The 24280-nt window shown below is 32.8% G+C and carries 19 protein-coding genes; 16 read left to right on the forward strand and 3 right to left on the reverse strand.

Going from position 1 to position 24280, the window contains the following annotated elements; all coding sequences use genetic code 11:
* Positions 1 to 44 precede the first annotated feature (44 nt).
* Both CALHY_RS05710 and CALHY_RS05715 read left to right on the forward strand, forming a co-directional pair.
* Positions 45 to 1205 carry a glycosyltransferase family 4 protein gene (locus CALHY_RS05710; protein ID WP_013403030.1) on the forward strand — a complete coding sequence of 387 codons (1161 nt, stop codon included), beginning with the start codon at positions 45 to 47 and terminating at the stop codon, positions 1203 to 1205.
* Positions 1202 to 2284 (forward strand): D-glucuronyl C5-epimerase family protein, encoded by a 1083-nt coding sequence (locus CALHY_RS05715; RefSeq protein WP_013403031.1) that lies wholly within the window; start codon positions 1202 to 1204, stop codon positions 2282 to 2284. The genes CALHY_RS05710 and CALHY_RS05715 overlap by 4 nt, the downstream gene beginning before the upstream one ends.
* Positions 2285 to 2289: 5 nt before the next feature.
* On the opposite strand, the gene CALHY_RS13740 is transcribed toward CALHY_RS05715, so the two are convergent.
* Positions 2290 to 2442 carry a hypothetical protein gene (locus CALHY_RS13740; RefSeq protein WP_013403032.1) on the reverse strand — a complete coding sequence of 51 codons (153 nt, stop codon included), beginning with the start codon at positions 2440 to 2442 and terminating at the stop codon, positions 2290 to 2292.
* A 100-nt stretch (positions 2443 to 2542) separates the two neighbouring features.
* Here CALHY_RS13740 and CALHY_RS05720 point away from each other — a divergent pair, with 100 nt between their 5' ends.
* The 6 genes from CALHY_RS05720 to cysK all read left to right on the forward strand — a co-directional run bounded on the left by CALHY_RS05720 (position 2543) and on the right by cysK (position 9366).
* Positions 2543 to 3208 (forward strand): class I SAM-dependent methyltransferase, encoded by a 666-nt coding sequence (locus CALHY_RS05720; RefSeq protein WP_013403033.1) that lies wholly within the window; start codon positions 2543 to 2545, stop codon positions 3206 to 3208.
* Entirely contained in the window at positions 3202 to 4302 is a 1101-nt protein-coding gene (locus CALHY_RS05725; protein WP_013403034.1) for a Nif3-like dinuclear metal center hexameric protein, read from the forward strand. The genes CALHY_RS05720 and CALHY_RS05725 overlap by 7 nt, the downstream gene beginning before the upstream one ends.
* 43 nt (positions 4303 to 4345) lie before the next feature.
* Positions 4346 to 6367: an NAD-dependent DNA ligase LigA gene (gene ligA / locus CALHY_RS05730; RefSeq protein WP_013403035.1), complete on the forward strand. Its 2022-nt coding sequence runs from the start codon at positions 4346 to 4348 to the stop codon at positions 6365 to 6367.
* A gap of 6 nt (positions 6368 to 6373) precedes the next feature.
* Positions 6374 to 8017 carry an ABC1 kinase family protein gene (locus CALHY_RS05735; RefSeq protein WP_013403036.1) on the forward strand — a complete coding sequence of 548 codons (1644 nt, stop codon included), beginning with the start codon at positions 6374 to 6376 and terminating at the stop codon, positions 8015 to 8017.
* 20 nt (positions 8018 to 8037) lie between these two features.
* Positions 8038 to 8346, forward strand: coding sequence for a phasin family protein (locus tag CALHY_RS05740; RefSeq protein ID WP_013403037.1), 309 nt, complete (start codon positions 8038 to 8040; stop codon positions 8344 to 8346).
* 93 nt (positions 8347 to 8439) lie between these two features.
* The gene (gene cysK / locus CALHY_RS05745; protein ID WP_013403038.1) at positions 8440 to 9366 is read left to right on the forward strand and encodes a cysteine synthase A; all 927 of its coding nucleotides are present in this window, start codon (positions 8440 to 8442) and stop codon (positions 9364 to 9366) included.
* 14 nt (positions 9367 to 9380) lie between these two features.
* On the opposite strand, the gene CALHY_RS05750 is transcribed toward cysK, so the two are convergent.
* Both CALHY_RS05750 and CALHY_RS05755 read right to left on the reverse strand, forming a co-directional pair.
* Complete coding sequence (locus CALHY_RS05750; RefSeq protein WP_013403039.1) at positions 9381 to 9764, reverse strand: hypothetical protein; 384 nt, start codon at positions 9762 to 9764, stop codon at positions 9381 to 9383.
* A 35-nt stretch (positions 9765 to 9799) separates the two neighbouring features.
* Positions 9800 to 10738, reverse strand: coding sequence for a KaiC domain-containing protein (locus CALHY_RS05755; RefSeq protein WP_013403040.1), 939 nt, complete (start codon positions 10736 to 10738; stop codon positions 9800 to 9802).
* 297 nt (positions 10739 to 11035) lie between these two features.
* Between CALHY_RS05755 and CALHY_RS05760 the strand changes: the two genes are divergently transcribed.
* The 8 genes from CALHY_RS05760 to CALHY_RS05795 all read left to right on the forward strand — a co-directional run bounded on the left by CALHY_RS05760 (position 11036) and on the right by CALHY_RS05795 (position 24063).
* Positions 11036 to 13648, forward strand: coding sequence for a M48 family metalloprotease (locus CALHY_RS05760; RefSeq protein ID WP_013403041.1), 2613 nt, complete (start codon positions 11036 to 11038; stop codon positions 13646 to 13648).
* Between the two features lie 43 nt (positions 13649 to 13691).
* Positions 13692 to 13895: a hypothetical protein gene (locus tag CALHY_RS05765; RefSeq protein WP_013403042.1), complete on the forward strand. Its 204-nt coding sequence runs from the start codon at positions 13692 to 13694 to the stop codon at positions 13893 to 13895.
* 12 nt (positions 13896 to 13907) lie between these two features.
* On the forward strand, positions 13908 to 14849 hold the full coding sequence (locus CALHY_RS05770) for a DUF4846 domain-containing protein (protein ID WP_013403043.1): 942 nt from the start codon (positions 13908 to 13910) through the stop codon (positions 14847 to 14849).
* Positions 14850 to 15185: 336 nt separating this feature from the next.
* Positions 15186 to 15821 carry a nuclease-related domain-containing protein gene (locus tag CALHY_RS05775; RefSeq protein ID WP_013403044.1) on the forward strand — a complete coding sequence of 212 codons (636 nt, stop codon included), beginning with the start codon at positions 15186 to 15188 and terminating at the stop codon, positions 15819 to 15821.
* 61 nt (positions 15822 to 15882) lie between these two features.
* Positions 15883 to 16638, forward strand: a complete 756-nt coding sequence (locus CALHY_RS05780) for a hypothetical protein (RefSeq protein ID WP_013403045.1) — start codon at positions 15883 to 15885, stop codon at positions 16636 to 16638.
* Positions 16639 to 16879: 241 nt separating this feature from the next.
* Entirely contained in the window at positions 16880 to 20077 is a 3198-nt protein-coding gene (locus tag CALHY_RS05785; protein WP_013403046.1) for an NACHT domain-containing protein, read from the forward strand.
* Positions 20078 to 20114: 37 nt separating this feature from the next.
* The gene (locus tag CALHY_RS05790) at positions 20115 to 22172 is read left to right on the forward strand and encodes an ATP-dependent nuclease (RefSeq protein ID WP_013403047.1); all 2058 of its coding nucleotides are present in this window, start codon (positions 20115 to 20117) and stop codon (positions 22170 to 22172) included.
* Positions 22138 to 24063 (forward strand): UvrD-helicase domain-containing protein, encoded by a 1926-nt coding sequence (locus CALHY_RS05795; protein ID WP_013403048.1) that lies wholly within the window; start codon positions 22138 to 22140, stop codon positions 24061 to 24063. Before CALHY_RS05790 ends, CALHY_RS05795 begins: the two co-directional genes overlap by 35 nt.
* Positions 24064 to 24280 lie beyond the last annotated feature (217 nt).

The raw sequence follows: 24280 nt of genomic DNA on the forward strand, positions 1-24280 counted from the left end.
ATTTTAGCTACAAGCTAAATATTTTTTGAAAAGGAGGGATTGAAATGGCTATAAAGCCAGTGTTTGTAAGCACATATCCTCCGAGAGAATGTGGTATTGCCACTTTTACACAGGATTTGGTAAATGCAATTGAAAAATATAATGATGTAAGACGTTGTTATATAGTTGCTCTGAGCAAAGACAAGCATATTTATGACAATAGAGTAATATATGATATTAACCAAGATAAATTTTCAAATTATGTAAAAGCAGCTAATCTTATTAATATGTCTGACATTGATGTTGTGATAATTGAGCATGAATATGGGATATTTGGTGGGGAGGATGGAGATTATATAATCCCATTTGTGAAGCTTATCAAAAAACCAATCATTACAACATTCCACACAGTTTTGAAAAATCCAACTGCAAAACAATTTGAGATACTGAAAAAGTTGGCAGATGCAAGTTTCAAGGTCATAACAATGGCAAAAACAACAAAGGATATTCTAATGGAAGTGTATGACATAGAAGAAGAAAAGATTGAAATTGTTCATCATGGTGTTCCTTATATGGAACTTGAAGATAGAGAGACTTTAAAAGAAAAGTATGGATTAAAAGGTAGAAAAGTGATATCCACGTTTGGGCTTATTAGCCCTGGCAAGGGTTTAGAGTATGCGATTGAAGCAATGGACAAGGTAAGAAAAGAATTTCCTGAGGCTGTGTATTTAATTTTGGGTCAAACACATCCAAATATCAAAAGAATAAAGGGTGAAGAGTATAGAGAAAAACTTATGAATATGGTAAAAGAATTAAAGTTAGAAAACAACGTCCAGTTTGTTGACAAATATCTAACAAAAGTAGAAATAATGGAGTATTTGCGACTGAGCGACATTTACCTGACTCCTTACATAGGGAGGGAGCAGGCAGTATCAGGTACGCTCGCATATGCTATTGGTTCTGGCAAGGCTATAGTTTCGACGCCTTATACTTACGCTCAGGAGATGCTCTCGGATGGCAGAGGTGTTCTTGTAGAGTTTGAAGATGCACAGTCGATTGCAGATGGTATATTGATGCTTTTGAAAGATGAAAGTCTCAGGAAAGAGATTGAAAGAAAGACATTGGAGATTGGCAAAGAAATGTACTGGCACAATGTTGCAAAGAGAATGATAGATATATTCTATGATGTTGTTGAAATAAACAAGAAGGTAGGGGTGATAGCATGAAAAGAGGAACAAAAAGGCTTGCCCTTCCTTCTTTGAACACAAAGCATCTTTTTAGAATGACAGACTCAACAGGAATTTTGCAGCACGCTAAATTCTCAGTCCCAAACTACAAAGAAGGATATACCACAGATGACAATGCAAGAGCGCTGATCGTTGCCTTGAGGCTTTATGAAAAGACAGGAGACAAATCTTACCTTGACCTTGTTTACAGATACATGGCGTTTTTATACAATGCTTACACTGAGGATGGCTTTTTCAGAAACTTTATGAATTATTCAAGGGTGTTTCTGGACGAGAAAGGCACAGAAGACTGTTTTGCAAGGTCTTTGATTGCTCTTTCGTATGTTTACAGCTCTGAGATACTTGATAGCTCTATTAAAGAGCTTGCGTATGTGATGTTAAAACGCTCGCTCAGAAATGTTTTGCACCTCACCCACCCAATTAGCATCGCATATTCAGTGATTGCACTTTCAATACTGCACGACATAAAAGAGTTTTCAAGTGAAGCAAAAATGTACTTAGAAGCTCTTTCTGAAAAACTTTTAAACTTTTACCACAAACACTCAGATGAAAACTGGAAATGGTTTTCAGACAAGCTCACATATGCCAATGCGATAATTCCCTATGCTTTGTTTAGAGCTTTTGCTGTTACAGAAAAAGAAAAGTATTTAAAGGTTGCAAAAGAAGCTCTTGATTTCTTGTCTGGTATTTTATTTGAAAATGGCTTTTTGAGAGTTATAGGGAACAGAGGATGGTATGAAAAAGGGAAAGAACGTCCTTATTTTGATGAACAACCAATTGATGCATGTGACTGTGTGATTGCCTATACTGAGGCTTATAAAATCACTGAAGAAAAAGAATACAAAGAAAAAGCTCTCAAAGCTTTCAGGTGGTTTTTGGGTGAAAATATTCACAGAAAACCTCTGTATGATGAAAAAACAGGAGGATGTAGAGACGGTATAGAAGAGGATGGCATTAACCAGAACCAGGGTGCAGAGTCTACCATTTGCTACCTCTTAGCAAGGCTTTTCATTGAAGAGCTTGTTAAAAGTGAAGAAAAGAACAAAGAGGTTGTGTAAGTTTCTTACAACCTCTTTTTTTCTTCTAATTTTTTAAAAATTGGTGTATTTTGATTTTCTATGGTTGTTTTGAGATTGCTTTGACTATCTTCCTTGCTAAGATTCAAATAGTTTTGGAATGTTTCTGTTATTCTTTCAATATCACTTGGCTTTTTCATTTCTTTTATTCCTGCTAAGTAAAGTGTTTGATATTATTATTGACAAAAATTATAATTGTTATTAGAAAGAAAAAGATAGATTTTGGGGAGAAAGGTTTTAGTGATTTCAAAGCGAATTGAGGAAATCATAAATCTATTGGATAGGTGCAATACTCTTGCTGATATAGGATGTGACCACGGATATGTTGCGGTAGAAGCTATCAAAAGAAAAATTGCAAATAGAGTCTTTGCAGTTGACATCAATCTTCAACCTCTTTTAAAAGCAAAAGAGCTTTCTAAAAAAGAAAATGTGGATGATAAAATAGAGTTTTTACTTGGCAACGGATTTGACCCAATTGAGGGCAGTGTTGATGAAGCTGTTATTGCAGGGATGGGAGCAGAAAACATATGTAGTATTTTATCCAGGGCAAAGGACAGAATATCTAATACCACCTTGATATTGCAGCCAATGAAAGACATTGAGCTTTTAAGAAAATGGCTTTTTGAAAATGGGTTTGATATATTAAATGAAAAAGTTGTAAAAGACAAAAACAGGTTTTATGTTATTATAAAATCCAGCTACTTGCCGGAAAAAATATCTTTTTCAGATAAAGATATTTACATTGGAAGACACATTCTTGACAGAACAGAAGAAGCTTACGAATTTCTTTTGAAAATGAAAGAAAAGATGAAGAAAATCATAGGGATGAAAAAGAAGAGCTTTTTAGATACCTCATATGAAGAAAAGGTTTTAATTATGATTGAGGAGGAATTGAAAAAGTGGTAAGTGTTCAGGAGATAATTTCGTTTATAGAGACCTATTTTCCCAAAAAGCTCTCATATGAATGGGACAACTGTGGTCTTCAGGTTGGAAGTTATTCAGACAAATTAGATTCGGTTTTAATCTGTGTTGATATAACAGAAGAGGTTATAAAAGAAGCATTAGAGCTTGGAGCAAAGCTTATAATTTCCCATCATCCCCTTATTTTTCAGGGAATCAAAAGCATAAAAGATGACACACCAGAAGGAAGGATTATCATAGATGCTATCAAAAACGGCATAAATATATACTCTGCTCACACCAGTGCAGATGTCTCGAAATACGGTATAAACCACTGGCTTGCCAATCTCATAGGTCTTAAAAACGTTGAAGGTTTGAGCGTCAAACAAAAAAATGGGTATTTTAAAGTTGTGGTGTATGTGCCGGTAGACTATGTTCAAAATGTGTTAGAGGCAATGGCAAATGAAGGTGCGGGCTTTGTTGGAAAATACAGCCACTGCTTTTTTGCCACAGAAGGTGAAGGAAGTTTTAAACCTCAAGAAGGTGCAAACCCTTTTTTGGGACAGGTCGGTAGGTTAGAAAAGGTTAAAGAGGTGAGACTTGAGAGCATAGTACCTGAAGATAAGCTTAAAAATGTGATAAGAGCGATGTTAAAAGCTCATCCTTATGAAGAGGTTGCATATGACATATACCGGCTTGAAAATGAAATATCATATGAAAGTTTAGGAGTTGTTGGTGAAAGAGAGGTTTTGGCAAGAGAACTTATTTTAGAGCTAAAACAAAAACTTGGACTTGACTTTGTAAAAGCAAGCATTCAAAAAGATGCTTTTAAGAAGCTAGCCATTGTCAGTGGTTCTGGTAAGGACCTTATAAAGGATGCATATTTCAAAGGTGCAGACTGTCTTATCACAGGGGAAGTTGGTCACCACGGGATTTTGTTGGCAAAGTCGCTATCCATGAGCATAATAGAGCTTGGTCATTATGAGAGCGAGAAGGTGTTTGTGGATATCGTTTACAGCCTTTTTGAAGACTTTAAGAAAAAAGATGATCTGAAAATATATAAATCCAAAATCAATACCAACTTTACAAACATTTACTAAACCTAAATTTTAAAATTGTAAACAAAGAGGGTGAAAAAGGCGCATGAGTGAGTTTATAAAAAAGAGAATAAGAGAGCTTGTTGATCTTATCAATTATCATGATTATAAATACTATGTTGAAGATAATCCAGAGATCAGCGACTATGAATATGATATGTTATATCGTGAGCTTGTTGAGCTTGAAAAGCAATACCCTGAATATGTATTTCCAGATTCTCCTACTCAAAGGGTTGGTGGAAAGGTAAAAGAGGGCTTTAAAGAGGTTGTACATCGTGTGCCACTTCTTTCACTTTCAAACGTATTCAATGAAGGGGAACTTTACGATTTTGACAGAAGACTAAAGGAACTTCTTGGTACATCTAATTTTGACTATGTCGTTGAGTACAAGATTGACGGGCTTTCTGTTGCGCTTGAGTATGAAAATGGTCTTTTTGTCCGAGGTGCAACCCGTGGGGATGGGAATATAGGCGAGGATGTGACAGAAAACTTAAAGACTATAAGGTCTATTCCGCTAAAGTTAAAAGAAGACATCTCCATTGTTGTTCGTGGAGAGGTGTTCATGCCAAAGGATGAGTTTATAAAGCTCAACCAGGAAAGGGAAGAGAATGAAGAGCCTCTTTTTGCAAATCCACGAAATGCAGCGGCGGGGTCGCTTCGTCAGCTTGACCCAAAAATAACAGCCCAAAGAAAGCTTGATATATTTGTGTTCAATGTCCAGTGGTGCGAAAAAGAGCTTGAAACACATGCACAAGCGCTTGAGTTTTTAAAGCATCTGGGTTTTAAAGTTTCACCTGACTATGTTGTTTGCAGGGATATTAAAGAAGCATTTGAAGCTATAAAGAAGATTGAAGAAAAAAGGGACTTACTTCCTTTTGAGATAGACGGTGCTGTTGTGAAGCTGAACCAACTAAGACTTCGAGATGTTGCGGGGGAGACTGCAAAGTCGCCAAGATGGGCTGTTGCTTATAAATTCCCGCCAGAGAAAAAGGAGACAAAGCTTTTGGATATTGAGGTCAATGTGGGACGAACAGGTATTCTTACACCAACAGCAATTTTGGAGCCTGTTAGAATTTCAGGTTCTGTTGTTTCAAGGGCAACTCTTCATAACATGGATTATATAAGGCAAAAAGATATAAGAATTGGCGACACTGTGATAGTGCAAAAAGCTGCAGAGATTATTCCTGAGGTTGTTGAGGTTGTGTTTTCAAAGCGAACAGGTCAAGAGAGAATTTTTGAGATGCCAAAGAAATGTCCTGTTTGCGGAGCAGATGTTATAAAATTTGAAGATGAGGTTGCATACAGGTGCACAGGTGTTGAATGCCCTGCTAAAAGCTACAGGTTAATTTTGCACTTTGTTTCGCGCGATGCGATGGACATTGCTGGCATGGGCGAAATGGTTGTAAAAACCTTGTTTGAAAGAGGTCTTATAAAGACTCCTGCTGATATTTATTATTTGAAGTTTGAAGACTTGGTAAATTTAGAGCGTTTTGGAGTAAAGTCAACAAATAATTTGCTAAAAGCAATACAAGCATCTAAAAACAGACCATTAGACAGACTCATATACGCGCTTGGAATAAGGCACATTGGGCAAAAAGCTGCAAAAACTCTTGCTGAGCATATATCGTCTATAGATGACCTTTTTACTATAACAGAAGAGCAGCTTTTAAGTCTTCCTGACTTTGGTGAAAAGATGGCAAAAAGCGTTGTGACATTTTTCAGGCAGGATCAGACAAGACACCTAATAGAAAGGTTGAAAGCTGCTGGTGTCAATACAGTTTCTGAAAAGAAAGCAAAATCGGATATTTTAAAAGGCTACACATTTGTTTTGACAGGGACTTTGTCAAAGTATAGCAGAAATGAGGCAAAAGAGATTTTAGAAAGTCTTGGGGCAAAAGTGACAGAAAGTGTTTCTAAAAAGACAACAGCTGTGGTTGTAGGTCAGGACCCTGGTAGCAAATTTACAAAGGCTCAGCAGCTTGGTATTAAGATTTTGAACGAAGAGGATTTTGAAAAGTTAGTAAAAACTTCATCCCGCGAGGAAGTAGAAAAGATTTTAATGGAGTGAGTTTGTTTGCCAAACACAAAAAGAAAAAGGATAAACAGGCTCAGGTTTATAATAAATGTCTTTGTAAAGCATGGCTTTGGCTATATCTTTAGCAGCACCCCACTTGTAAAATTTAAAAGGTTTTCTGAGAACAAAGTAAATAGAGGACAGAGGCTTAAAAATGCTTTAGAAGAGCTTGGGACAACATTTATCAAGATGGGTCAGCTTCTTGCTAACAGACCTGACCTTGTGCCAGAAGACATTATAGCAGAGCTTAAAAATCTTCAGGAAAACGTAAAATCATTTTCCTTTGATGAGGCAAAAAGTATTTTGGTCCGAAATGGCATCTTTGATAAGTTTGAGTATATAGAAAAAGAGCCAATTGCAACAGCTTCAATTGGTCAGGTCCACATAGGTTATATAGATGGCAAAAAGGTTGCTGTGAAAATAAGAAGACCTAATGTTGATAATGAGGTTAAAACTGATATAGAGATATTAAAAAGAATAAGTGCAATTTTGGACAAGTACTCACCAGTAAAAAATATTGTCAGTTTTTCGGATATAGTAAACGAAGTTGCAAACGTGCTTTTAAAAGAGATAGATTTCAGGTTTGAACAAAACAACATAAAAAAGCTCAGGAAAGCTCTTTCAACCAAGGAAGTTATTATTCCTGATGTGTATGATGAGCTTTGCTCTGAAGAGGTTCTTGTTACAAGTTTTGTTGAGGCAAGCACTTTAGGCACTATAGAGGTTGAAAAAATTCCGTTGATAGAGAGAATAAAGCTTGGCAAAAAACTTGTAAATCTGTATCTTTCGCAGATATTTGAGCTGGGAGTATTTCATGCAGACCCTCATCCAGGTAATATTTTAATTACAGATAATCACGAGATTGCCTTTGTAGACTTTGGAATGGTAGGCTACCTTAGCAAACAAGATAGAGAAAATCTTTCTAACTTGCTTTTGGGAATAGTTCTGAATGATAAGAAAAGGGCAATAAAGGCTTTCAAAGAGCTTGGAATAATTCAAAAAGGCATTGATGCCAATAAATTTTACAATGATATTGAAAGTATTGTTAATCACTATATAAACCAGCCCATCAGTTCTATTAAGGTAGCAGATGTGTTCAATGATGTCTTTAAGCTTACGTTTAAGTACAAGCTAAAAATTCCGCACCAGTTTGTTTTGTTTGGCAGGACGCTCAGCCTTCTTGAGAATGACATTGCTCTTTTGAAAGTTGATTTAAATATTTTAGAGGCAATTTTGCCGTATGTAAATAGGCTTGTGTTCAAAAATAGGCTTTCTAGACTTAGCATTGCTAATTTGTTTAACATCTTGTCATCTTACTTTAGTTTACTTGAGTTTTTGCCCAAAAAGACAGAGACAATATTAGAAAAGCTCGAAGAGGACGAACTTACAGTTAATATCGAGATTAAAAACATAGACAAGATTTTGCACCAAATGGAAAGACTTGCAAACAAGGTTTCGCTTTCGGTTATTCTTCTTTCAGTTAGTATAATAATTGCAGGTATGACGGTTGGAGGTTTGCTTTCTCCAGCCTTGTATAAAACAATTTTATCAGCATGGTATTTATGGGCTTTAAGATTGGGTATATTAATATTGATTGTTCTTATTATCATCATGCTTGTTATGATTATCAGAAAAGAAAAATAATATTTGTGGAGGTGTGAGAAGTGAAGGATTTATTAGAAAAGGTTATCAACATCGGGCTTGGAGTTTTTGCCATCTCAAAAGAGAAAGTAGAAAAATTTTTGAATGAGCTTGCTGAAAAAGGTGAGATTAGCAAAAATGAAGTGCAAGAAATGGTAAATAAGATTATGGAGAAGGGCGAAGAGCAAAGAAAGGAGCTCAACGACTATATTGCAAAGCAGGTTGAGAACATTTTAAACAAAATGAACCTTGCGACAAAGTCAGAAGTTATTTCAGAGGAGAGAATAAGAGAAATAATAAGAGAAGAGCTCTCTAAAATTCACAATCAGTAAGAACTTTTCTTTAATTTTTTTTGACTGCGAGTATAAAAAAGGATTATAATAAAATAAAAACATACTATTTCGACTGGAATTGGGGGTATATTTATGATTTATAATAATATCACAGAACTTATTGGTAAAACACCACTTGTAAGATTAAATAAACTTTCAAAAGAGTATGATGCAGAAATAATTGCAAAAATAGAATATTTTAATCCCGGTGGAAGTGTAAAGGATAGAATTGGTCTTGCTATGATTGAGGATGCTGAAAAAAGAGGTTTGATAAATAAAGATACAGTTATAATTGAGCCAACAAGCGGCAATACAGGTATTGCTCTTGCCATGGTTTGCGCTGTGAAAGGCTATAAGTTAATTCTGACAATGCCAGAAACAATGACTATAGAGCGAAGAAAATTGTTGCGTGCATATGGAGCAGAGATTGTTCTGACACCTGGTGAAAAGGGTATGAAAGGCGCAATTGAAAAGGCTTTTGAGATTTATAATTCAACTCCTAATGCATTTATGCCACAGCAGTTTGAAAATCTTTCAAACCCTGAAATTCACAGAAAAACAACAGCACTTGAGATTTGGAACGATACAAATGGTAATGTTGACATATTTGTTGCTGGGGTTGGCACAGGTGGAACAATTACAGGCGTTGGTGAGGTTTTGAAAGAAAAAAAACCATCTGTTAAGATTGTGGCAGTTGAACCTTTTGACTCTGCGGTTTTGTCAGGGGAAAAGCCTCGTCCTCACAAAATACAGGGAATTGGTGCAGGGTTTGTGCCAAAGGTATTGAATACAAAAATATATGACCAAATAATCAAGGTAAAAGCTGAAGATGCATATGAGATGTCAAGATATTTAGCAAGAGAAGAAGGTATCTTGGTTGGGATATCATCTGGTGCAGCACTTTATGGTGCTTTAGAGTTTGCCAAAAAACAGGAGAACAAAAAAAAGATGATTGTTGTTCTTCTTCCAGACACAGGAGAAAGATATTTGTCTACTGATTTGTTTGATGTTGGGATATGATAGAAATCAAGGCTCTATGCCTCTTGATGTGACATAGAGCCGTTTTCATTTTCTTCTTTCCATTTTTTGTATGCAATCTTTGCTATACCGCCTGCAATATGGGTTTTTTCGCTGCTTTCACCACTTTCTAACTTGATTTTTGCGTATTCAGGTTTGCTTTGCAAGATTGCTTTTGCTGTTTGACTGCTGATTCCTAAAAACTCAGCAATTTCATCTGCTGATTTGTTCTCTTCGTTATGAAGATAAATCACAAATATTGCTTCCATCAATGATGCAAGCCATGTAAGCCTTTTGTACTCAACAAGCTTTTTAGGACCACCTAAGATGTCTATAGCAATCATAAATATTTCTTTTATCACCTTGTCCATATCTTGTTTTAAAAGTTCAATCCTTTTCATGGCTTGCATCCCTCCTATTTTCGCCAGTTTTTATTTTATTCCTTTTCACCTGATTGTTGATTAATGAGACTTGACAAAGGATATAGTACTTTGATAAGCCCTGTCTGGTCTATTTCAAACACATATGTCTTTGAGTCATGACCGCACATTCTGCAGCCATCAATCCTCAAAAGACGTATAACCTCACCAATTGGTTTTTTGAAAGTAGAGCTGTCAAACTTGTTCATGATAATCTGTTTTGAAAATACAATTGTACCATCTACAATGTGGCTCACAGCATATCCACCTGCAGCTTCAGCTGACAGGTGTTCTTGTCCACTTCTCTTTTGTGAAATCATAAGAGTAGTGAGTTTTTTAGACTTTAAGAAATTATAAATTGTCCTTACAATCTCACGAGCGTAAATTTCCTTTGACTCAAAAAATCCAGTAATAGAGTCAATAACAACATTTTTTATGTTAAACTTTGATGCGGCATTATCAATAGTCTTTATAAAGTTGTTTATGTTTCCACGGATGTTAAAATCTCTTGTTACGTCAAGTATATAGATGTTTTCTTCCACTTTAGATTTGTCAATGTTCATTGCATTTGCGCGAAATAACAATGATGAGTACAAAAACTCAGCAGGTGTCTCAACAGTAACATACAGAACATTATTTCCCTCATTTGCCTGCACTACAGCAAACTGTTCAGCAAAAAGGCTTTTACCTGTGTCCGCAACACCACTTACGTTTATGACCGAGTATGCAGGAATTCCGCCAAGTGGTTTTATTACAGGTTTTCCCTGGTCTTTCGAAAACTCAAGCTTGTAAAATAGCTTGTCTATCCCTTCAACTCCTGTCTTTACACCAAAAAGTTCAGGTGCAGCTTTAGATAGGTCTTTGAGCTTCACAGCATCTTGTAGGTGATCCATCTCTTGGGTTTTTGGAGCTGCTGACTCATGAGTTTTCTGAGCTGTGGTCTCCTTTGCTGCCATTTGATGCCACCTCCTTTCTTTCTTTAAAGGAGGACCGTACAACCTTCCAATATTAAATATTATTACAAATTAATACTTTGTCAAGGTCAGAAAAAGTCAAATTTTTTAAAATTTTTTTGATTTTTTCGGACATTTGCTCTTTAATTTGGGCTTTTTCTTCTGAAAATTATTATTTGCTCTTTTTCTTAATTTCTGAAATGCAAAACTATTGTTGTTGATTTGAAGGATTTTTTGTTATAAAATGTTATTGTTATAAATATTCGAGTTTAGTTTATAAACAATGAGAGGTGGAGTTTTGTGCTGTGGATTAAAAATATCATAGCAAATTTGGTGTTTTTTATATTTTGCATCTTAATTATGATTGCACTGAAAAAGTATATAATAGCCAGATACGAAAAAAGTGAGGAAAAAGAAAAAGAAGCAACGAGATTGAATACTTTTTTAGGAAGAGCAATTTTTATAATTAGCTTAGCAATGGGGGCAGTAGGCGGCTTTATAGTTGGAATTTTGAATTCAAAAAGACACAACTACTTGGCAGACTTCTTTATATTACTAATTTATATACTTGAAGTTTTTATAATAGCAGTATTTGTTACAACAACTATACAAGCAAAAATTTTAAATCAGAAAGTAAAAGGTTTATTTTTGTTTCGCAAGTTTGTGTCTGGACTTTTAGGTTACGTTGTAATGCTGGGTATAATTTTTTTACCTATTGTTAAAAGTTTAAGAAGCGATGATATTAAATATATTTATATTCTGCCTGTTGCCTTTTTTGTTGGTAATTATTTGTTTTATATAATATTTTTAAATTTGCAGTATCCAAAAAGAAGACTTAATGAGGGTGAAGAGAAGATTATAAAAAATACTTTAAAAAGGTTTGGTGTTGAGTCACTCAGAGTAACTGTGCTTGATACACTTGGACAAAAATTTGCTAATCTTTTTGCGGCAGGCATTTTTAAGCCTCAGCTTTTAGTAACGTCGTATGCTTTGGAAAATCTAAAGGAAGATGAGCTTGATGCAGTTTTAGTTCACGAGATAGGTCATATAAAAGCAAAGCATGTGCAGAAAATTCTATTTGGTTGGCTTATTGCAATACTTTATTATTTAGCACTTGTATTTGGTTTTGATAGTTTAGCTGGCTATTTTGTTTCAGAATCTAAAATGTTAAATTTCATAAGATTGGCAATTTTATTAATAGGAGCAATTCAGTTTCTCTTTTTACCAAGTTATATTAGCCGAACTGCCGAAATAGAAGCTGATTTGTTTGTTTTGAAAAGTGGGGTAAAGAGAGAGGTCTATGAAAGTGCTTTAAAAACTCTATATGCTATCAATTACATAAAAGGTGATGTTTCGAACGCTTTAGAAAAGATTCAGTCACATCCTTCGCTCAAAAATAGAATTAAGATATTAGCTGAAGCCGAAAACAAAGTAGAGAGAGGAGATACTCATAAATTCAAGAAAATTTATATTTATTTGGCGACAGCCTGTACAATATTTGCCACTGTTTATCTTGCGTTTGGTGTGCTTTTACCCCAAGAAGATGTTAAAAGTTGGTCACAAAATATTGAAAAGATAAAAATAGAAAAGAGTATCCCTACCTTGGTCGAGATTGCTGGAAACAAAAAAGAAATTGAGTTGCCAGCAAAAGTAGATATTACTGATGAAAAAGATATTGAAAATATCGTGAAGAGCATAAATAAAACAAGGAAAAAGTTTAGCTTAGCCAACACAGTTCTTAGTAATAATTACCATATTGAAATATTTGAAAAAAGTGGCAAGTCATATTTGTATTCTTACTCCTCAGACTCAGGAACACTTATTAAGTATATCCCAGCAGTCGATTTTAATAAGGATAAGCCGTGGTGGGGAGTAAATAAAGAGATAGGGAAAATAATATCAAAATACTCATATAGCTTCAGTAACTTAGGGAGCGTACAAGAGTCTGTGTCAAACAGTGTTTATAAATGGTTTGTGTGCGTTGATAGAGATTGGCCAAAATATGAAAACTCAGAGGCAGTATTTATTGAGAAAGTAAAAGATGAGAATATAGGAATTTGTGCATTAAAATATGAGATTAAACTGCCACCTTGGGTAAACAGAAAAGATATTGATGATGCTATCAAAGAAGCATTCAATGTTTATCTGAGAAAAGCAAAACTTCCTTCTACAATACCACTTCCTGAGAAGATTTTTGCGGACTATAAAGTTGTGTTTGAAGAGTCTGAGAAAAATAAAGTTATGACTGGGATTGTGTATTCTTTTGCAGGTTTTTCTTTTGTAAATAATAAATTTGCTGCAGAGGCTTTAGGGGGCCTTGAAATTGCAAAGGGTGAAATTCTTCTGAATAGTGATGGTAGTATAAAGGGTATTTTTCTTACAATACCTACAGGACAGGGGAAGTATTTTTCAAAGTCAATCGAAAGGATATTTGGAAGTGAAAAGGCAAAGAAGCTTCTTTTGAATTACCAGTTTTCAGAAAAAATCTATGAGTACGCTAAAGAATATTTGAAAAGTATTGGCAATGAAAATATTAAAATAGCAAGATATGTTCAAACAAAACCTTCTAACAACTGGTACTCTCAACAGGTATATAGCCTTCTTCCAAAAGTTTCAGAGATAACAGGATGGAATTTTATAGAATCAGGAAGCATCAGGAGGCTTTATAAGATTTTTGATTTTCAAACTCCTATAGAATGTACACACAAAACTGTATTTGAAAAATTTAATGACAATGAGGCTTTGATTTCTTTTTATAACATATGGGATGTTAAAATTAACGGGAAACCAATTCAAAGCTATTGGAAATTTAGGCTTAACATAGATGGGACATATAAACTTGTTGACAAAAATGACCAGACAGGTCTTTTGCTTGAGATTGTCAAGAGGGTTGAAAAAAAGAGTGAGTCCTAATAATTAAAAAATCATTTTTTAATATTGCGAGGAGGTAGATAAAATGAAATTTGGCATGAGAAAACCAAGTATAAGGAAAAGTATAGCTGCCAGAACAAGTGTTAAGAGATTTATACGCCACAGTTTAGGTTTAAAAGCTCCACGGGGTTATGGTTGGATGACTAATCCAAAGAAGTACATGTACAACAAGATATACAATAAGACAACTTTTAGCATATTTACTCTTTTGAAAAAGCTGTTTAAATGAGGAGCTGATTCAATGCCTACGCTAAGGAAAATAATGCGGTTAGGGGCAGCAAGTATCCTTATTTTTGCTCTGATGGTAGCATGTGCAGTTGAACAATCCCAATTGAATAAAAAACCTGAAATTGCAAAAAAGCCAAAGTTAGAGGAGAAGGATAGTATTGCTTCCCTGAAAAATAAATCAGAACAAAGTTACAAAGAAAGTCTGATAAATAGCCATGGTAAAACAATAAGCGAAAGAATAAAAGTACCAGAAGGATATGAAAGAGTTGAAGTTCCGAGGGAATCTTTTGCTGAATTTTTGAGGAATCTTCCACTCAAGCCCCATGGCACAAAAGTAAAGTACTATAATGGTGAAGAAAAACCAAACGGCGTATATGTTGCAGTAATTGACATGGATGTTGGCACAAGAGATTTGCAGCAGTGTGCAGACGCTGTTATAAGGCTCTATTCAGAGTATCTTTATAAAAATAAGCAGTATGATAGAATTCACTTTAACTTCACAAATGGTTTTAGAGCTGATTTTAAAAAGTGGATGCAGGGTTATAGAATAAAAGTTGAAGGTAATAGAGCTTATTGGATAAAAGCTGCTGGATATGATGATAGTTATGAATGTTTTAGAAAGTATCTTGACATGGTATTTGCATATGCTGGAACACTGTCACTTTCTCAGGAAATGCAAAAAATACCTCTGAGTGATTTGCAAATTGGAGATGTATTTTTAAAAGGAAGCGACCCTGGACATTGCGTTATTGTAGTTGATATGGCTCAAAATCCAAAAACAGGTGAAAAGATATTCCTGCTTGCACAAAGCTATATGCCAGCCCAAGACATCCACATCTTAAAAAACCCAGCAAACGATGATGACAATCCATGGTATTCAATAAACTTTGGTGATGTTTTAATAACACCAGAGTGGCAGTTTACAAAAGATCAGGTGTATAGATTTGGGGAGTAGAGAGAGGAGCTGAATATCCAAGAACATTTAGCTTTTGTATCTATTTTGTTTCCATGCGGCACATTTAAAATTTGAATGCCAGAAAGACCAAAGTTTTTCTATGTAATTTTTACAAAAAATTTAGTTTGAAAGATTATAATAATTCTTTCTTCATTGAGATATAAACACAAACATTTCAAACTCATCGATACGGTTAATTTTAGTATATCTATTTTACTAAGTTATGGTATAATGTAAATAAGATAGTAATTTTATGCTTTTTATATTAGTTTGTTAGAGAAAATAACGTATACTGTCTAATAAAGCCGAATTTTGTTTGTCGAAGGAGGTAAGAGATTGAAGTTAGCTTTTGATCTGCTTTTAGATTTATGGTACATATGGGTTTTGCTAATTATAAGCGCAATATTATCATTGTTGAGACCGAAGATAAAAGGAGCAATAGGTGAAAAATCAGTTTCGTTTTTTCTGGCTCGATTAGACCCTAAAAAGTATAAAGTTTTGAATAACCTTTTGATTAAAGTTGGTTCTAAAACAGTTCAAATAGATCATGTTGTTGTTTCAAATTATGGAATATTTGTTATTGAGACAAAGAATTATCAGGGTTGGATTTATGGTAAAGAATATGATGAATACTGGACGCAAGTTATATACAAAAGAAAAGAAAAATTTTACAATCCGATTAGGCAAAATTATGGTCACATCCAAGCGCTTAAAGAAATATTATCATATTTAGGTGATATAAAATTTATCTCAGTGATAGTTTTTACCACAAAGGCTGATTTGAAAGTTGAGACAAAAACAGATGTTGTTTGGACAACTAAACTTATAAAAACGATAAAGAAGTATAATCAAGAATGTTTGACTGATGAACAAAAAGAGAGAATTTTTCAGAGGCTTTGTTCAATGAATGTTAATAGTTACAAAAATATGAGAGAGCATGTGAGAAGTGTTAATAGAAATAAAGTAAGATAGAGTACAATTAATAAAAATTACTTCAGAAAAAATACCATAATTTTCAGGAGTGGTGTCTTATATGGCTGGATACGATTTTGAGTTTAAGATTAACAATAGACATTTTTCTTTAGCTTTTGATTTTCTCAGATATATGAAAGCTTTTTATGAATTATATGGCTTAGAGTTACAATTTATTTTAACTCGAAAAAGAAGGTTAGTTATTTATGTGACTGTTGATGGAGATTTAGCAGTTATGCAATTGATGAACATGAGTATAAAAAATGCTATAAAATTCTATCTATTAAGATACGAGAAAAAGAAGAAGCTAAAAAGTGTAGCAGTAAATCTAACTGCTCTTTTCTACAAATCGAACTACGAAGGAGTAAAGAAAATCACAGAAGGAATATTTGAAATTGCGACAAGTTTGAATGCACAACCTCATCCATTAGCTCTGCAACCTTCTTTATTGACGAATATGGAATCAAACAAAAAGGCTTCAAAAGAAGTTAGAATAGTAAAGAAAATTCTATTTTTAATTAGTAAGTGGTTTTCAGGTGAGAGTAGTAATAGTGAGATAATAATTTTGCTTGATCAATGTATTGAAACGTGGTTAAAATACAGATTGGGTTTACATAAGAATGCTTCATATGGTTTTAAGAAAGTAGTAAAGGAAGCATTTGAAAAAGGTTTAATTTCAAACAATGAAAAATTAGAATTGGAATATTTACATACTATTAGAAATAGAGTTCAGCATAGAGGTGGTTCTGCAAACAAAGGAAAAGTTATTTTTGTTATTAAATGTTGTATAAAACTCATCAATAAGTACTGTGTATAAAAATCAAACAATGTACAGAAGAAGAAGGTACTGCGAAAACTCTTGGAGAAATGTGCACTCCAATGAAAATTTTTTATAACATGTAGCTTAGAAGATGTCCAAGCAATTTCCAATTTACTTTCTGATGAGATCAACCCGACAAATGTTTTAGACCGTGCTCAAGTTCCAAATAATTGAAATATTTTTTAATGAAGTTTTTAGGAAATTTTACAAGGTATCAATAATGAGGGGTGAAATTTTTATGAGAAAACAACTATATGATGGATTAGTAAGTATATCTGATGATAAGTTTCATAGGTTATGTGATGAAATTTTGGAACATTACAATCCTGAATATTCTAACCTTGACTCACATGGTATGCATTTATATAAAGATAAGCCCGTGCCAGGTACTCCGGATTCAATAAAATTTTTTCCTGACGGAAGCATATATGCTTTTCAATATACAACTTCTGATGAGAAAAGTTTAAAAAATAAACTTCTTAGAGATATAAAAGAAGTGGGTTATTGGGAATATGCTAAAGATGTGCGAAGAGTTGTTTTATGCTGCAATTCAAAGGTCAAAGATGATATTAGAAGAGAATGTAGGGCAGAATGCTCAAAGTATGGTTGGGATTTAGACATAGTAGATATTGATTTAATAATTTCTCTTATTCTTAACAATTATGATGCAAGAGTCAAAGCTAGTAAATATTTTGAGGTCGATGTTTTCTCAATTAACTTGGAAAGCGAACTAAAATATTATATCGAAAATAAGTATCCTCTGCTTGCTTCGAGGGAAATAAGGGAAAACTATCATCGAAAGCTTCTGGAATTTGATATTTATGCACTTGAATTAAAGGCTGTCTCTGTTTCAAATGGGACGGAGATTGACTTTAAAACAAAACAGAACATTATATTGACAGGGGAAGCTGGAGCAGGCAAAAGTACGTTCGTTAAGAGATGGTTTTTAGAATGTTTAAAAGAAAAGAATTTAAAATCTATACCAGTATTTTGTGAACTTAGGAGTTATTGTGGCGAAGCTTTGCCTGAATATATAAAAATTAATATCGAAAAGGGTTTTAATCAGATTAACATAGAGCTTATAAATAGGCTCTTATTAGAAGGTCGTTTTCAAATATTTCTTGATGGTTTTGATGAATTATCTGAAAAATATTTTGAGGAATTTAAGATAAAATGTCTTCAAAACCTAAAGTATAATAAAAACACATTTGTTATTACTTGTAGAAATAATCAAGTTAGTAAAATTGAAAACGTAAATTTTGAAAAGTATATAATGAAACCATTAGAATATAATGCTATATTGAATTTTGTTTCAAGAGTTGTGCCAGAAAAGTTAAATATTATTAAAGATTTTTGTAATAATAATACAAACATCTTAAAATTATTATCAAATCCATTTAATCTGACTATAGTTGTGTCTATAATTAAGACATTAAAACAAGAAAAAAGTATTATTGTTTTCTTAGAAGAAATTAGTAGCAAACCACATTATTTTTATAAAGAATTATTTAATCAAATGCTTAAATGGAATCGTGACATAATAAATAAGTTTAAATTAAAGGAAAAGTTTTTAGCTTATCTTGTTTCATATATTGCTTTCAAAACATTAAATGATATGGAAGTGCGTTTAAATTTATGCTATATTAACAGGCTCATTGCAGATGCTTTAAATGAATTTTCCCTTTTTGGCCAAATTAACATAGATGATGTAAGAGATTGTTTGGTTAGTTGCAAATTTATACAAGAATTAAACGATTATTATCAGTTTGAACATAATAATCTTGTAGATTTTTTTGCTAGTGTGTATATCTTAGAAAAAAAAGATGATTCTGATTTTCTTGCTGATGTTTTCAAAAATCCAGTATTAATGGAGCCTCTATTGATAGCATTTGAAAATGAAAATTCATTTTTTGAAAAAAATATTGAAAATATACCATCCAGCCTTTTTCAAAAAGCAGTCGAAAGAATTGATGATTTTGTAAGTGAGAGAGTAGTAGATTTCGTTAGAAAAGTATTTTCAAATGATGAAGAAAATAATGAAAACTTTGACAAGGCATTATGTATTTGCAGCCGTTTTTATTATGATGAAAGGTTATTAATGGCTGTGTTTGAATATTTGAAAAGAAAAGAGGAGAAGGGTTATAAAGATTTTAGTAGTTTCAGGTTTAAAAATAGTGATATTAATGCCATTTTCAACAGCATGCCTGGAATAGAGGTTTTTAGAAGAATGCGTCTTGCTGAAGTCCTGGACTTATTAACCAATCCTTTTAAATATGGTAAAGCCGCTACAATACTCGCCGCAAGATTTATTAAACATCTTGATAAAGCAAGTGATGAACAATGGGATAAGGTTAAGGATTTTTATTTGAGGTGCTTTAAGTATAAGGATAAGGATTTTTTATATTATATACTTATAGAGCTAGATTCATATTTTAGAATCAAACCTAAAGGTGTAGAAGAGGTTTATGAGATGTTTAAAAAAACATATAAAGGACATTTTTGGGGTCTTGCAAACAATCTTATTATAGAGGTAATGGAGTTAATGGGAGAACTTAAGCCGTGTGATAATGACGAATTTATAAGAGAACTTGTTGAAAGAGCTTTAAACTGTGAAAAAAATAATGATTATTACATTGGTCAGCAATTGGCAACATTAAACTTTGAAGAAATTGAGTATTTATGGAGTGCTCCTGCCAAGGTACGAAAAATCATTGGGGATGAAGCATATAAGAAAGCTTTACAATTCGCATTTAACGATCCGAAATTGAATGAAAATGAAATAATTTTATCTGATATGTTATTTTATATATCTGAATTTAACGATGATAATACCCTTAAAATATTGAGGAGATACTGTTATTATACATCTGAACACTATTTTTATAATGGGAAATGGGATGGGGTTAGAACATATGCGCTTGAAGGACTATATAGGAAACCTAATGCCCAAAAATTAAATATTTTGCTTTCTGAATTTAAGAACAGCAAGGAATATACCTATAAGATATTTTTCTTGTATGGTATTTATAAGATGTTTATATCTAACGAATCCGAAAAGCTACCTATGATAGCTGCTGAGTATAAAAAGGCAAAAGAATGCTTATTGGATGAATTGGAAAATCCTAATAATCTAAGAGAGGCAATAATTCAAGTATCTGATTTTTATGTACCATTTCGTAGCAGCTATTATTTAACTTACTTTATTCAAGAAATATTATCTTCACTTTTCCAAGAATATGTTTTTGAAATATGCTTTGAGATTTTGAATTCAGAGAATAAAAAAGACTTTTGGGACTATGTTTTAACGATCATAGACTATGTTGGAAATGAAGATTGGTTGAAAAATTTAAATTGCTTCGGTTTAAAAAATCCTGATTACGCAGATAAAGTTGCTAATATTATAAGACAATGGCGGACAAAAAACAGTTGCAAATAAAAGAAGATATAAGTAATATACACAGGAGTGAAATAAAGTGTATATTGATAAAATAAAAATCAGAAATTTTAGATGCTTTGGTCCTGAGGAAACAGTAATTGAATTTGATAAGCTAACTGCTTTAATAGGTGCAAATAGCTGTGGAAAAACAGCAGTTTTACATGCATTAATGAAAATATTTGGGAGTGACAATAAAGAGATTAAACGTTCTGATTTCCATGTACCTAAAAGCATGGATCCGCAAGAAATTGAAAATAACGACTTATACATAGAGGTAAAATTAAGTTTTCCAGAATTGCGGCAAGAGAATACTGAACTCAATAGTATACCATCTTTTTGGAATTATATGGTTATTAGAGAACCTGGCGTTTTACCATATGTAAGGATATGTTTGAAATCTTCATGGCAAAAAAGTAATACTCCTGATGGAGATATTGAAACAGAAATATTATTTATTAAAGCCCCGGAAGGTAGAGAAAAAGACAGCGATTACGAAAAAGCAAAACGAGAGCATTTATCAAGAATTCTATTTGTATATGTTCCGGCTATAAGAGATGTCTCTCCTCAATTAAGAAATGTTTCGAACTCTATACTCTGGAAAATACTCAATAGCATAGAATGGGAGGAAGATTTCAAAAGTAAGATAAGGGAGAAGACGGAAGAGATTGACAAACTTTTTGCAAAAAATCCAGGAGTATCTTTAGTAAAAGAAATTATTAGTAATACGTGGAAGAAATATCATAGGGATTATAGGTATAAAGAGGCACACATGCGTTTTAGTAGGGGAGACTTGGATACTGTTTTAAAGAAAGTTGAAATAGAATTTTATCCAACTTCTGAACCTAAGTCTTATACAGTAAATGAATTGGGCGATGGATTGCGCTCGCTATTTTATTTAACATTGGTAAATTCCCTTCTTGAATTTGAGAATAGAATCCTACAGTCAAAACATTCTTCTAAAAGTCCTTTTAACAAAGAACCTTCGACACTTGTTTTGCTTGCAATAGAAGAGCCAGAAAATCATGTTTGTCCTCATTTATTAGGACGTATTATGGATAACCTAAAAGATATTTCCTCAAAGCAAAATGCACAGGTTATACTTACTTCACATTCGGCAAGTATTATAAGTAGAATTGAGCCTACAGAAATACGTCACCTAAGAATAAAAAATGAGGATTTATGTACTAAAGTTTCAAGGATTATTTTACCAGAACAAATTGATGAAGCATTTAAATATGTAAAGGAGGCTGTAAAAGCTTATCCTGAGATATACTTTTCCAGGTTGGTAATATTAGGTGAAGGTGATAGTGAAGAACTAATAATCAAGAAAATGATTGAAAAGAGCGGTTTGTCAGCTGATAGCTGTGCAATAAGTATTGTGCCACTTGGAGGAAGATTTGTAAATCATTTTTGGAGACTTCTGCAAGATATTGGTATTAATTATATAACATTGCTTGATATGGATATCGAAAGAAATACAGGGGGATGGGAAAAGCTGCATTATATAATGAATCAGCTTATACAAAGTGGCTATGATGAAAAAAGTGTTTTAGCAGATTTATCTAAAGAAGAATTTGACAATATGCCAAATTGGTCATATGACGAATATAGCAGAGAGAAAATAGAAAAGTTTGCAAAACATCTTCAACAATTTGATATATTTTTTTCATTTCCACTTGATATAGATTTTTCAATGTTAAGTACTTATGAGGAAGCATATAAAAAACTTATACCTAAAAAAGGTGGTCCAAGAATTCCTGATAAAATTACAAAAAAAGAAGACTATGCACGTTATATTGACAATGTTGTAAAAAGTGTTTTGAAATCAGATAATGCTACTGGTATAACTTATTCAGATAATGAAAAGGAGTTGATGGTCTGGTATAAATATTTATTTTTGGGTAGAGGTAAGCCAAATACTCATTTTCAAGCTTTGATAGAACTTGGGGATAGTATAAAATCAAACATGCCAGATGTTTTTAAAAACCTTATAAACAGGGCTAAAGAATTATTAGAAAATGACCCCTACTCTGATATATCTAATTTAGGAGATGAAAAATATGCTGATACCAAAGGAACAATGGAAACCTGCTGATGGAATTGAACTTGAAAAAAATGCAGAGATAGTAGTTAAAAGTAATTGCAACTATTTAGTAATAGCTGGACCTGGCTCAGGTAAAACAGAGTTGCTTGCTCAAAGGGCTTGTTTTTTACTTCAAACGGGTATTTGCTATTCACCAAAAAGGATACTTGCAATCAGCTATAAAAAAGAAGCTGCCAAAAATTTAGCAGAAAGGGTTCAAAAAAGATGTGGTCAGAAATTGGCGAATAGATTTGTATCACTAACTTTTGATGCTTTTGCTAAGAGCCTTTTGGATAGATTTCTGTATGGACTTCCTGAAGTATACAGACCTGATGTTAATTATGATATTAATCCTTCTGTATTAAGAGAGGGGAAGCGAAGCATTTTGTTAAGATTTGAGGGAAAAGAACCGAAACATTTACTTACAGGTGATTATGTTGATGGAATTCATAGTCTTTCAATAGAGAATATTATTAATAAAAAAATGACAGATAAAAAGCTTCCCTTTAATAATGAACCTAACAATTTAGAAGAATGGATGATTAACGAATTATGGAAATTATTTTTGAAAGGAGATAAAGATTTTAAACCTGCTCTGACTTTTCCAATGATTTCAAGACTTGCTGAATATATCTTGAGGGAAAATCCTTTTGTTCTTAAAGCATTGCGAGCGACATATTCACATGTATTTTTAGATGAATTTCAGGATATAACAGGAGTACAATATGATTTATTGAAAACTTGTTTTCTCGGGTCTAATGCCGTAATAACTGCAGTAGGAGATAATAAACAGCGAATTATGGAATGGGCAGGAGCACTAAGAAATTCATTTGAATTGTTTGAAAAAGATTTCAATGCCCAAAGAATAAATTTACTGATGAATCATAGGTCTGCGCCGCGTTTAGTTGAATTGCAAAAAGTTTTTATAAAAGAAGCATTTGGTGAAAAAATAGATTTGTCCGATTTAAAAATAGAGAATAGCAAAAAATGGAGTAAAGATGATGGAATATGTGAAGTTTGGATTTTTAATGATTATATTAAAGAAGCTCAAATTTTATCTGAAAACATAAAGAAGTGGCTAAATTCAGAAGATTTAAGTCATAGAGATATTTGTGTTTTGGTAAAACAACGTCCTTCTAAATACACAAATATGCTGATTAAAACATTAGCTGAAAATAGCATGAATGCAAGAGATGAAGGCGAAGTTTCAGATTTATTAAATGAGGAAATAATTCAGTTTATAATTAATTTATTTTCATTAGCATTAAATATTAATGGAAATAATTCATACACATTTGTATACGATTTTATAAAAATATTAAATGGATATGATGATGACACTCCAGAGAGGTTTTTAATTAAACTTGAATCTGAAATAACAGAGTTATTGAGGTTTGCAAACGAAAAACTACTTAAGATTGATAATCAGAAACAAATTGTAGAATTATATAAAATTATAATTAGATATTTAAAAATGGATAGATTAATATCCTATTTTCCGCAGTATAGAAATACAGCATGGTTTAATGATTTAATGAATAAGTCTATTAAATTATTGTGGAATGAATTTGAAATAACAAATAATTGGTCAAAAGCAATAACTAACTTTATAGGAATAAACAGTATTCCTATTATGACTATTCATAAAAGTAAAGGGCTCGAATATGATACTGTTGTATTCATTGGTTTAGAAGATTCAGCATTTTGGAGTATTAAAAATCAACCTGAACAAGATACTTGCGCCTTTTTTGTAGCTTTATCGAGAGCGAAAAGACGTGTAATAATAACTTTTAGTAAATATAGAGATGTCGGAGCAAATCCTTGCCAAACTGCAGAAAATGTTAAAAAATTTTATGAATTACTTGCCAAATCGGGTATTGTAGAATATAGAGATTTTATGTAAGAGAATACTTGAATGTGATTGTTGGTTTAATCTTCGATGGAGAATTGGTATAATAAAATCAATAGCAATATACGAAACTTAACCTGTATTATACATGAGTGAGAAAGTAGAAAGATTTTGTTTAGTGCATCAACTAAATGTCTATAAATAAAAAAATAATTAATTGGCTAATTTAGGTATCGTAAGGATGATTCGTATTCTCATTGAAAAAAATAAA

This window comes from Caldicellulosiruptor hydrothermalis 108 (assembly GCF_000166355.1).
GTDB classification, from domain to species: Bacteria; Bacillota; Thermoanaerobacteria; order Caldicellulosiruptorales; family Caldicellulosiruptoraceae; genus Caldicellulosiruptor; species Caldicellulosiruptor hydrothermalis.